7 protein-coding genes and 1 pseudogene are annotated in these 11967 nt (G+C 68.7%); 7 read left to right on the forward strand and 1 reads right to left on the reverse strand.

Annotation, left to right across the window (positions count from 1 at the left end):
* The 7 genes from JWQ89_RS01970 to trxA (JWQ89_RS02000) form a co-directional block, all read left to right on the forward strand.
* A partial coding sequence (locus JWQ89_RS01970; protein WP_299637951.1) for an adenosylhomocysteinase occupies positions 1-556 on the forward strand: 556 nt, incomplete at its 5' end.
* A 493-nt stretch (positions 557-1049) separates the two neighbouring features.
* Positions 1050-3455 carry a PAS domain-containing sensor histidine kinase gene (locus tag JWQ89_RS01975; protein WP_299637953.1) on the forward strand — a complete coding sequence of 802 codons (2406 nt, stop codon included), beginning with the start codon at positions 1050-1052 and terminating at the stop codon, positions 3453-3455.
* Positions 3456-3494: 39 nt separating this feature from the next.
* On the forward strand, positions 3495-3941 hold the full coding sequence (gene tsaE, locus JWQ89_RS01980) for a tRNA (adenosine(37)-N6)-threonylcarbamoyltransferase complex ATPase subunit type 1 TsaE (RefSeq protein ID WP_299637955.1): 447 nt from the start codon (positions 3495-3497) through the stop codon (positions 3939-3941).
* Between the two features lie 42 nt (positions 3942-3983).
* Positions 3984-6935, forward strand: coding sequence for a PD-(D/E)XK nuclease family protein (locus tag JWQ89_RS01985; protein WP_299637957.1), 2952 nt, complete (start codon positions 3984-3986; stop codon positions 6933-6935).
* Positions 6932-10354: a double-strand break repair helicase AddA gene (addA, locus tag JWQ89_RS01990; protein WP_299637958.1), complete on the forward strand. Its 3423-nt coding sequence runs from the start codon at positions 6932-6934 to the stop codon at positions 10352-10354. Before JWQ89_RS01985 ends, addA begins: the two co-directional genes overlap by 4 nt.
* Positions 10355-10433: 79 nt before the next feature.
* Entirely contained in the window at positions 10434-10757 is a 324-nt protein-coding gene (trxA, locus tag JWQ89_RS01995; protein WP_055876218.1) for a thioredoxin, read from the forward strand.
* Between the two features lie 148 nt (positions 10758-10905).
* The gene (gene trxA / locus JWQ89_RS02000) at positions 10906-11229 is read left to right on the forward strand and encodes a thioredoxin (RefSeq protein ID WP_299637960.1); all 324 of its coding nucleotides are present in this window, start codon (positions 10906-10908) and stop codon (positions 11227-11229) included.
* A gap of 59 nt (positions 11230-11288) precedes the next feature.
* Here the strand turns inward: trxA (JWQ89_RS02000) and JWQ89_RS02005 are convergent.
* A pseudogene (locus JWQ89_RS02005) lies at positions 11289-11967 on the reverse strand (bifunctional folylpolyglutamate synthase/dihydrofolate synthase); the annotation flags it as partial.

The following is an 11967-nucleotide window of genomic DNA, read 5'->3' on the forward strand; positions in this document are numbered from 1 at the left end:
GATCTGCGCGCTGCAGGCGGCGATGGACGGCTACGAGGTCGTCACCCTCGCCGATGCCGCGCACCGCGCCGACATCGTCGTCACCGCCACCGGCAACAAGGACGTCGTCACCCTCGACGACATCCGCAATCTCAAGGACATGGCGATCGTCTGCAATATCGGCCACTTCGACAACGAGATCCAGGTTGCCGAGCTGCGCAACTTCAAGTGGATCAACGTCAAGCCGCAGGTCGACATCGTCGAGATCGCCGCCGGCCGGCGCATCGTGCTGCTGAGCGAAGGCCGCCTCGTCAACCTCGGCAACGCCACCGGCCACCCGAGCTTCGTGATGAGCGCCTCGTTCTCCAACCAGACGCTGGCGCAGATCGAGCTCTGGACCAACGGCGAGACGCTGGCGCATGAAGTGCATGTGCTGCCCAAGCATCTCGACGAGAAGGTGGCGGAGCTGCACCTCGCCAAGCTCGGCGCGAAGCTGACCAAGCTTTCGAAGCCGCAGGCCGAGTATATCGGGGTGAGCCCGAACGGGCCGTTCAAGTCCGGGCAGTATCGGTACTGATCGATACTGCCCCTCACCCGGCCGCTACGCGGCCACCCTCTCCCTCAAGGGGAGAGGGAAGAGGGGCGTGATGGTGCCCATGCGTCCCCTCTCCCCTTGAGGGAGAGGGTGGCTCGGCGAAGCCGAGACGGGTGAGGGGCAGTGCTCACCCGGAAAAATATTCCCCCGCAAATCACCCGCGCGTTAACGAAGCGTTCACTGTTCGGACTCGGGTCAACTCCCCATCATGGGTCATTCCCCGCTGTTCGCATACAATTAGACTCTTTTTGCGCGATTCCCGGCCCGGTAATGTCTGGTGATTCGGCGGTTACGCGTTTTTGACCGGCCGGATGCGCGGCGAATCACTGGGGCTCGGCGCGGCAGCAAGTGCGGTGTTCGCCGTCCACTCCGTGGCGGCGATGAACAGCAAATCGGTTAGGGGCAGTATATGGCGCCGGATAGGGTCCGGAACGATTGGGGATTCGCGGGTCTATCAGCGAGTCTGGCAACCCTGTTGAGCGCGTCGCCTGCCCTTGCCCAGGGCATAACGGTCACCAACGTCATGGGTGCGGCGCCGGTCGCCATCGCGTTCGGCGCCGGGGCCTTCGGGCTGCTCGCCATGGCGGTGGTGCGCAGCATGCTGCGCGACGGGCGGATGGCCCGGCAGCGCGCCGCCGAGCAGATCGCCAGCCTCCGCGCCCGGGTCGACGAGTACGAGGCGCTGCTGTCGGGCGGTCGCGAGATCATCGTCTTGTGGGCCGAGACCGGCGAGGGCCCGCGCTTTCTGGGCCAGGCCTCGGCGCTGCTGCCGCCCGGCCGCCGGGCCGAGGCGGTGCTGGATTTCGGCTCCTGGCTGGGCGAGGCCGACGCGGACCGGATCGACCGGGCCATCGAGACGCTGCGGGTCGGTGGGCGCGGCTTCGATATGACGCTCAGGGCCAATGATGGCCGCGTGGTACGCGCCTCGGGCTCGCTGCTCGGCAACGGCGCGGCGCTGCGTCTGCGGCCGGCGGGAACGCAGCCGGCGGGCGAGATCGGCTCGACCGCCGCAACGACCTCTGCTGCCCCGCAAGCCGCTACCGACTATTCCACCGCCCGCACGGTGCTGGCGAGCCTCGGCAAGCCCGCCTTCCTCCGCGACAGCGCGGGGCGGCTGGTGTTCGCCAACGCGGCCTATCACGACCTGGCGCGGGCGCTGGGCCGCAAGACCAGCGACAGCCAGCCGGCGGAGCTGATCGATTTCGGCCTGCTGCAGCGCAACCGCGCCGTGCTCGGCGATGCCCGCAAGTCCCAGAGCACCATGGTGACGCTGGGCGAGATCGGCGATTTCGAAGTCGTCGATTTTCCGGTGAATGGCGGGTCCGCGGGCTATCTTCATGCGCGGCAGGACACGGCGCGGGAGGCCGGGCTGTCGCACCTGTCGGCGATCATCGATGCGCTCGCCTCGCCGATCGCCATCTTCAACGCCAACCGCGAACTGGTGCAGTTCAACCGGGCCTATTGCCTGTTGTGGGATATCGACCCGAACTGGCTGAAGCTCGGCATGGACGAGCGCGCCATCCTCGACAAGCTCCGCACCGACGGCAAGCTGCCCAACGAGCCGGACTACCAGGGCTGGCGGGCGCGGCACCTCGCCTCGTACCAGCTGCGCGTGCCCAAGGAACTCGAGCCCTGGCACCTGCCCGACGGGCGCAGCGTGCAGGTGATCGCCGCGCCGGCCGGGCCCAAGGGCGGGGTGATCTATGTCTTCGAGGACATCACCGACCAGCTCAATTTGAAGAGCCAGCACAAGGCCGTGCTCGACGTGCAGCGCTCGACGCTCAACGCGCTCTCCGAAGCCGTGGCGGTGTACGGCACCAACGGGCGGCTGACGCTGTCGAATCCGAAACTCTCCACGCTGTGGAAGCTGCCGGCGAACCTCCTCAGCGATAACCCGCATATCGACCAGATCGCGGAAGCGGCGGCGCGAGCCCTGCCTGAGGATGGGGCGACGATCTGGCGCGACCTCAAGCGCTCGATCATCGACCTCAACCCCACCCGCTCGGACCGGCAGGGTCGGATCACCCGGGCCGACGGCAAGCTGATCGACTATGCGGTGGTGCGCCTGCCCGACGGGCAGACGATGATGACCTTCCTCGACGTCACCGAGAGCGCCAACTACCAGCGCGTGCTGAAGGAGCGGAACGAGGCGCTGATCACCGCCGACCGGCTGAAGGACGCGTTCGTGCAGAACGTCTCGTACGAACTGCGCTCGCCGCTCACCAATATCATCGGCTTTGCCGACCTCCTCGCCTCGGGCGCCGCCGGGGCGCTGAACGAGAAGCAGCACAGCTACACCAACTATATCCGGGCCTCGAGCGCCACGCTCGGCGTCCTGATCGACAACATCCTCGACCTCGCGACGGTCGATGCGGGGATCGCCCAGCTGCAGCCGGAGCCGCAGGACGTGGTGGCACTGGTCGACAAGGCCCGCGCCGGGCTCGCCGCGACTTTCCCCGACATCGACGGGGAGCGCTCGCTCAACCTCAAGGTGGTGATCGAGCCCGACCTGCCGCCGTTCGTTGCGGACGGGGCGCGCATTATCAACGTACTCTACAACCTCCTCTCGAACGCCGCCCGCTTCTCGGAGCCGGGCGGCGAGGTGCGGCTGACGGTGAGCGGGCGCACCGGGCGCATCCAGTTCATCGTCGAGGACGAGGGCGCGCCGATGAGCGAGGAGATGCGCATCGCGCTGCTCGATCGCAACGATGCGCTTTCGGGCGCGGCACGCCAACGCGGCGCCGGGCTGGGGCTCTCGATCGTCAGGGCTTTCGTCAACCTCCATGGTGGCACCATCAATGTCGAGCGGCGCGAGCCGCGCGGCACGCGGGTGATCGTCAGCCTCCCCAGCGACGCGGCGATGGCCGGCGCGGCCGAGTAGGACTTTGCGTCGGGCGCCATCCTCGGCTATCGGAGGCGGATGAGCCTCACCGAGACCCTGTTCCTCGCCGACGACGAAGCGACCGCCGCCCTCGGCCGCCGTCTTGCGGCGGCGTTGCGCCCAGGCGACCTGGTGCTGCTCGAGGGCGATCTCGGGGCCGGCAAGACGGCGATGGCGCGCACCGTGATCCGGACTCTGAGCGGCGACGACCGGCTCGATGTCCCCTCCCCCAGCTTCTCTCTGGTGCAGCCCTACGAGGTCAACGGCACCCCGGTGCTGCATGCCGATCTCTACCGGCTCGGCGGCCCGCGCGACGTCGATGAACTGGGGCTATTCGACCGTCCCGAAGCGATCGTCCTCGTCGAATGGCCGGAGCGTTCGGACGAGGTTGTGGAGCGGGCGACGGTCTCGATCCGGCTCGCCATTCCACCCGGTGGCGAGGGCCGCAGCGCGACGATCCAGTTCACCGATGGACGAGCGTTCTAGCACGCTGGACTTCACCGGCCTGAGCGAGTCAAATCGCCGACCATGCGCCGCGACTCGCTCCATTCCATCGCTCCCCACGCGCCCTTCCTCGCGACGCTCGCCGAGCGGGTGCTCGATGGTACGTTGCTGGGCGACTGGCCGCGCGAGGGGCCGTTCTGGCTCAGCGACATCACCATCATCCTGCCGACAAGGCGCGCCCGGTACGTCCTCGCCGAGGAGTTCGCAAAGCGCCTGGGCGGCACGGTGCTCCTGCCCGATATCCGCACCTTCGGGGGGGAGACCGCCGACGAGGAGCCGTTCCTGCCACCGTTCGACGCGCCGGCGGCAAAGCCGGTGGCTTCGCCACTGGAACGGCGGCTGACGCTATCGCGGCTGGTACGGGCATTCGTCGAGCGGTCGGAGAGTTTTTCGACGCCGCCCAATGCGGCCGAGGTGTTCTGGCTCGCGGATTCGCTGGGCGGCGTCATCGACGACCTGACCATTGAGGCCGTCGCGGCGAGCAAGCTCAAGGAGCTGGTGCCGGCCGAACTCGCCGACAACTGGCAGCAGATTCTCGACTTTCTCGACGTGGTGCTCAGCGCGTGGCCGGCCATCCTCGAGGCCGGCGGCAAGATCGATGCGGCGGCGGCGCGCAACGACCGGCTGCTGCGACAGGCGGCGGCAGCGGCATATCTCTACGGCGACCGCCCGGTGATCGCCGCGGGATCGACCGGCTCGATCCCCGCGACCGCCGCACTGCTCAGGGCCATCGCGGGACTGCCGCGGGGAGCGCTGGTGCTGCCGGGGCTCGACACATCGTTCAGTGCGACGCAGCACCAGCGGATGCTGGAAGGCGAGACGATGGAGGGGCATCCGCAATACGGACTGATGAAGCTGTTGCGCGGCCTCGGCGCGGGCGTTGCCGACGTGCGTGAGCTGGCGGGCGACGATGCCCGTACGACTGTGGTTCGGGCGGCGCTGGCGCCGGCGGCGGAGACGCCGGCCTGGGCCGAATGGCGCGCGGCGCTGCCGGTGGGGGCGGCGCTGGCCGGAATGAGCGTGCTGGCGGCGCCCAGCGCCGATCTCGAGGCGCGGGCGATCGCGCTCGCGGCGCGGGCCGCGCTGGTCGAGCGGAAGACCGTGGGCATCGTGTCGCGCGACCAGACGCTGGCCCGCCGCATTGCCGTAGAACTGAACCGGCACGGGATCGAGGTCGACGACGCGGCCGGCACGCCGCTCTACCAGTCGGGCGCCGGGCGGTTGGCGCGCCAGGTGCTGGCGGTGGCGGCCGGCAACTATGCGCCGGTCGACACCATCGCACTGTTGCGCAACGGCGCGGTCACGCTGGGGCTCGAACGCTTCGCGGTGCGACAGCTCACCGACCAGCTCGATCTGAAATTGCGGGCCGAGCGGCCGTTGCCCGGACTTGCGGGGCTTCATGCCCTGACCGAGAAGGAAGAGCTGCACGAGCTGCTGAACCGGCTCGGCGAAGCGATGGCGCCGATGCTTGCGCTCGGGGAGACGCCACAGATTTCGGCGGTCGAACTCGCGACGGTGCTCTCCGGCGCCATGGACGCCCTGACGGGCGGCGCCGACCTGCCGGGGATGGTGGAGTTCCGGCGCTGGACCGAGGATGTGGCGGCACTCGGACCCTCCGGGGCGCCGTTCCCGCCGACCAATCTCGACGCCGTGCTGGCGGCGCTACTGGCCGGCACCAAGGCCCAGGCGCCCGGGGCCAAACGCGACGACATCCACATCTGGGGCGAGCTCGAGGCGCGGCTCCAGAGCCCGGATCTGATGATCCTCGCCGGGATCAACGAAGACATCTGGCCGCCGGTGGCCGATCCCGGGCCATGGCTCAGCCGCGGCATGCGGATCGGCATCGGGCTCGAGCCGCCGGAGCGGCAGCAGGGCCAGGCGGCGCACGATTTCGCCATGGCCGTGGGCAACGCCGAGGTCTTGATCGCCTATGCCGCGCGCATCGGCACGTCACCCGCCCTGCCGTCGCCATTGCTGCAGCGGATCGACGCATTCGTGGGCGAAGCGGAGAGCAAGGCCCTGCGCGAGCGGGGCGAGCGCTGGCTCGCCGAGGCGCAGGCGATCGACTACGCGGGCATTCCGCGCCCGGCCGAGCGGCCGGCGCCCAATCCGCCGGCGAGCATCCGGCCGCGGCGGCTGAGCATCACCGAGGTCGAACCGCTGATGCGCTCGCCCTACGACATCTATGCCAGGCACGTGCTCGGCCTCAAGCGGCTCGAGCCCCTGGGCACCGAGCCGAGCGCCAGGGAGCGCGGCACGATGATCCACGGGGTGTTCGAGCGCTTCGTCGAGGCGGGGCACGATTTCGAGTCGCCCGAGGCGCTCGGCGCGATGATGACGATGGCGCAGCAGGCCTTCGCCGGCCTCGACGCCATCAAGGAGCGCCGCGACATCTGGCTCAAGCGCTTCGACCGGGCGGCGCGGCAGTTCCTCGAATACGAACGGCAGCGCGACGCCGATATCGTCGAGCGTGCGGCCGAGAGGAAGGGCGAGTGGGTCTTTCCCACGCTCGACGGCTTCGTCCTCGTGGGCAAGGCCGACCGGCTCGACGTAAAGCGGGACGGCACGCTCGAGATCATCGACTTCAAGACCGGCGGGGTGCCGCAGCCCAAGGACATGATGGCATTCGATGCGCCGCAACTGCTGCTCGAGGCGGCGATGGCGAAGGCCGGCGCCTTCCCCGACATGCCCAGCCGCGATACCTCGGCGCTCACCTATATCAAGATCGGGCTGGGCCCGGCCGCGTTCCAGATAAAGCCGTTCAAGCTGCGCGGCGGCATGAGCCTGATGCAGGCGGTGGACGAGATCGTGCGGCGCACGCAGGGACACATCGATGCGTTCCTGCTGCACCAGCTGCCGATGGCGGCGCGCATCCGGCCGCGGGTGGAAACCGGCCGCAAGTCCTATCCGGGCGACTACGACCATCTGGCCCGCACCGACGAATGGACCCTGACGGCGGGAGTGGACGATCCATGACGCGCCGCCTGCTTGCTCCGATGCCGGAGCCGATCGTCGCCAGCCAGCGCAACGCGTCGGACCCCGCGCGGTCCGTGTGGGTGACGGCCAATGCCGGCTCGGGCAAGACCTATGTGCTGACGGCCCGCGTCCTGCGCTTGCTGCTCACCGGCGTGAAGCCCGAGGAGATCCTCTGCCTCACCTACACCAAGGCGGCGGCAGCCGAGATGCGGGGCCGCGTCGCCGAACGGCTGGGCAAGTGGTCTCTGGCGAGCGAGGCGGAGCTGGCAGACGACCTCACGGCACTGGGCGGCATCCCGCCCGATCCGGCCATGCGGAGCCGGGCCCGATCGCTGTTCGCCCATGCGCTCGAGACCCCGGGGGGCCTCCGCATCCAGACCATCCATGCGTTCTGCGAGAGCGTGCTGCACCGGTTTCCGCGCGAGGCGGGGGTGCCGTTCGACTTCGCCGTGCTCGAGGAGCACGTGCGGGACGGCATGCTGCTCGAGGCGCGCGAGACCGTGCTGGCGGCAGGACTGCGCGGCAGCGGGCTTGCCGGAGCGGTCGAGACGCTGTTCGGGCTACTCAGCGATTTCCAGATCGAGACCTCGATCGTCGAGGCGCTGAACCAGCAGCGGACGCTGCGGCGCGTGCTGGCGCAGCCGCAAGCAGCCAAACGCGAGTTGCGCCGGCTGGTCGGCGATGTCGGCACGATCGAGGACGTGCTGGCCGAGATCGCCGCGGGCTACGGGCTCAGTGCGGACGACCACGCCTCGATCTTTGCGCTGGTGCGGCCCGATCCGGGCGGTACCGATTTCGTCGACCGGCTGAGCCAGATCGATCCGGCACGGCCGGACCCCGAGGCGCTGCTCGACGCATTCCTCACCCAGGCCGACCGCACGGCGCGGAAGACCCTCATCAAGAAGGCGACGGCGGCGCTCATCCCGGATGTCGCGGCACGGGTGGTCGCCGAGGGGGCGCGGCTCGAGCGGCTGAACCACAAGCTCAGTGCGGCGGAACTGGTCGAGCGCAGCGAGGCGATGCTCGACATCGTCGCGGCGATCGCGGCGCACTACGAGCAGGCCAAGCGGGCGCGCTCGCTGCTCGATTTCGACGACCTGATCGAAAAACTGGCGGCGCTGCTCAGGAACGAGGCGCAGGGCCTGTGGGTGCGCTACAAGCTCGACGCCCGCATCAGCCATATCCTCGTCGACGAAGGCCAGGACACCAATCCGCAGCAATGGGAGGTGATCGGCGCACTGGTCGACGATTTCTTCTTCGGCGACAGCGCCGCCGACCGGCCGCGGACCGTCTTCGCGGTGGGCGACCAGAAACAGTCGATCTTCTCGTTCCAGGGCGCCGAGCCGGAGGTGTTCATCGACGCCGGCCGCAAATATGCCTTCAGTGCCAAGGCGGTCGACGTCGAGGTCGACCATGTGCCGCTGCGCCACAGCTTCCGTACGCTGCCCAATGTGCTGGCCGCGGTGGACCAGGTGTTCAAGCGACCCGACCTCCAAGCCGGAGCGCTGGAGGACGAAGGGCTCCTCCACGAGACGGCGCGTGCGGAGGGCGGCGGCATGGTGACGCTGTGGCCGCCGATCAAGGACAGCGCCGAGGAGACCGACCCCGACAATTGGCCGACGCTGCCGCCCGATGCGGTAACGAGGAGCGCGCAGCGGCAGGTCGCGGAACGCATCGCGAAGACGATCAAGTCCTGGATCGCCGACAATCGGCCGCTGGGGCCGCGCGGGCGGGCGGTGCGGGCCGACGACGTGCTGATCCTCGTCCAGGTCCGCAGCGTGCTGTTCCACGAGATCATCCGCGCCCTGATCCGCGAGGGCGTGCCGACGCCGGGCGCGGATCGCCTCGCGGTCACCACCCATATCGGCGTGCTCGACATGATGGCGCTGGGCGACGTGCTCAGCAATCCGGCCGACGACCTGCAACTCGCCGCCCTGCTCCGCTCGCCCCTGTTCGAGGTCACCGAAGACGACCTGCTGGCGGTGGCGCAGCCGCGCGAAAAAGGCCAGTGGCTGTGGCGGGCGCTGGAGCAATCCTCAATTCCATCCGTGCGCGCCGCCCATGAGCAGGTCAGGGCCTGGCGCAGCCGGCTGGATTTCGATCGGCCGTTCAACTTCTACGCCGACGTGCTGTACGCGGGCGGCGGCCTCAGGCGGATGCGGGCCCGGTTCGGCAGCGAGATCGACGACGTGATGGCGCAGTTCCTCGACCTCGCGCTGCTGCACGAGCAGTCGGCCCAGCCCTCGCTGCTGGGGTTTCTTGCCGAGCTCCGCTCGCGCGAGGTGACGATCAAGCGCGAGCTGGCCGAAGGCGGCGCGGGCGTGCGGGTGATGACGGTGCATGGGGCCAAGGGGCTTGAGGCGCCGATCGTCATCCTCGCCGATGCGGCGAGCACCGAGCGCGGTCGCGACCGGCGCGCCATCTACATGCGCTCGCGGCCGCCGCTGTTCATCCACGCCTCGTCCAAGGACATGCATGTGTCCCAGACCATGGAGCACAAGCAGGCGGCCGAAGAGGCGCAACAGGCCGAATATTGGCGCAAGCTCTACGTCGCGATGACGCGGGCCGAGGACGAGCTCTACATCACCGGCTACCTCACCAAGCAGGGCAAGATCGAGGGAAGCTGGTACGAGGCGATCGAACAGGGGCTCGCCCCGCATGGCGAGACCGTCACGGACGCCGAAGGTACGGTCAGCGCGGTGATCTATCCCCGCGAGCGGGCGTTGCCGGCCCCGCTGATGCCGGGCGGGAACGCCGGAGTCCGAGGCGACCAGCAGTTGCGCTTGCCACCGCTGCCGGCCCACCGGGCGCGCCGCATCCTCCGGCCATCGGCCCTCGAATTGCCGGCCGACCCGCAGCAGACGCTGGCGACCCGGCTGGAGCAGAGCCTCGATCCGGAGACGGCGCGCCAGAGCGGGACGGCGCTGCACGCCTTGTTGCAGCATCTGGGCCGGGTGGCGCCGGCAGGGCGCCCCGCCGTCGCCCTCAAGGCCGCCGCGGCGCTGCTGCCCGATGCGCCGGCGCAGCACGCCGTGGTCGCCGGCAAGGCCCTGTCGATCCTCGGCAAACCGGAACTCCAGTTCCTCTTCGCCGAGGGCAGCCGGGCCGAGGTGCCGTTCCTCGCCACGGCGGAGCGGAATGGTGAGTCGGTGAGGATTGCGGGCCGGATCGACCGCATCGTCGTTCGCCCCGGGGAGGTCCTCCTGGTCGACTTCAAGTCAGATGCCGATCCGGTGATGGAACCGGGAGCGGTTAAGCCCGCTTATCTTATGCAGCTTTCGCTCTATGCGCTCGTTGCAACACAGCTGTTCCCGGGACGGAGTGTCGCTGCGGCTATTCTCTGGACTAGCTTGGAATCGCTGCTAAAATTGCCCAACGCTGCTTTGGCGGAGGCGGCGCGGGGGTTCACCATCCGGTGACGTTCGTTGAAGTCACACTGGACTCTACCTAGCTTTTGGACCAAACAGACCGCCGCTTTCAAACCCAAAAGGCAATCCAATGACAACCCACGTTTCCGACGCCAATTTTGGCGAGGAAGTCCTGTCCTCCAAAGAGCCCGTGCTCGTAGATTTCTGGGCCGAGTGGTGTGGCCCGTGTCGCGCCATCTCCCCGGTGCTCGAAGAGCTTTCGGCGGAGCTGCAGGGCAAGGTGAAGATCGTCAAGCTCAATGTCGACGACAACCCGAATACGACCGTGAAGTACGGCGTTCGCTCCATCCCGACGATGATCCTGTTCAAGGGCGGCGAGGCCGCTGACATGAAGATCGGCGCCGGCACCCCGAAGGCCGGGCTTGCGAAGTGGCTCGAGAGCCACGCTGCCTGACAAGGCGCGACACTCGCCATTTCTACCCAGAACGCCGCCGGCACCGCCGGTGGCGTTTCTCTTTTCCGGCACTGGGCTGGAATGCCGTGCCTTTCCTCGTCCGGCGACTCCGCGTAGCTTTCATCGGCAAATAACGATGGAGATGGCCATGGCGCAGCGCGTGAACGATGCCAATTTCGATGCCGAAGTGCTCGGCGCCAGGGAGCCGGTGCTGGTCGACTTCTGGGCCGAGTGGTGCCCGCCCTGCAAGGCGATGGACCCGATCCTCGACGACCTTGCGACCGAACTCGCCGGCAAGGTGAAGATCGTCAAGCTCGATGTCGACGGGAACCCCTCCACGGTGGTCAAGTACAATGTCCGCGCCATGCCGACCCTGATCGTGTTCAAGGACGGCCAGCCGGCCGACTTCAAGGTCGGCGCCGGGCAATCGCGGGTGCAGCTGATCAAGTGGCTGGATCAGTTCGCGGCGTAACTTGCCGGCGGAGGCCGGTGCCTCGCGCCCTTATCGCTGGGAAACGCGTTGAGGCAGTGTCAGACCGGCGGGGTACCGTTGCGATAGAGCACGTCCCCGGCGAGATACAGCGAACCGCAGATGACGACGCGGGCGCCGGGGATCCCGGCGGCCGACTTGAGCGCTCCGATCACCGAGCTTTTCGCCTCGGCATCGAAGCCGGCGCCCTTGGCCGCGCCGGCAATGGTCGCGGCCGAGTGGGCGTTCTGCTCGCCGGGGATACCGAGCCCATAGACCTTCGCGACCTTGCCCTTGAACGGGGCGAGGAAATCGGTCGGGGTGCGGTTGTTCATCATGCCGAGGATAATGACCAGCGGCTTGGGGCGCGCTGCCTGCATCTCCTCGAGCGCCACGGCGAGGGCCGCCGCGCCATGGGCATTGTGCCCGCCATCGAGCCACAGTTCGTCGCCGGCGGGCAGCAGGTCGCGGAGCTTGCCCTTGAGCGGCATCAGCCGGGCCGGCCAATAGACGTTGCGCAGGCCGCTGGCGATCTGGGCCTCTGTGACCGGCAGCCCGAAATGGCGTACGGCGGCAATGGCGAGCGCCGCGTTCTCGAACTGGTGCGGGCCGATGAGACCGGGCGCCGGCAGGTCGAGCAGGCCGGCTTCGTCCTGATAGGCCAGCCGGCCATTGTCGGCGGCGCCGGTGAAGTCCTCGCCCTGGTAGAGGGGAGTGATGCCGAGGCGGCGGGCCGCCTTG

This window comes from Devosia sp. (assembly GCF_028290645.1).
In the GTDB taxonomy this organism is placed as follows: domain Bacteria; phylum Pseudomonadota; class Alphaproteobacteria; order Rhizobiales; family Devosiaceae; genus Devosia_A.

Coding starts and splice junctions, on each gene's coding strand:
- addA (WP_299637958.1), top strand. CDS start 6,932: ATGACGCGCCGCCTGCTTGCTCCGATGCCGGAGCCGATCGTCGCCAGC.
- trxA (WP_299637960.1), top strand. CDS start 10,906: ATGGCGCAGCGCGTGAACGATGCCAATTTCGATGCCGAAGTGCTCGGC.
- trxA (WP_055876218.1), top strand. CDS start 10,434: ATGACAACCCACGTTTCCGACGCCAATTTTGGCGAGGAAGTCCTGTCC.
- JWQ89_RS01985 (WP_299637957.1), top strand. CDS start 3,984: ATGCGCCGCGACTCGCTCCATTCCATCGCTCCCCACGCGCCCTTCCTC.
- tsaE (WP_299637955.1), top strand. CDS start 3,495: ATGAGCCTCACCGAGACCCTGTTCCTCGCCGACGACGAAGCGACCGCC.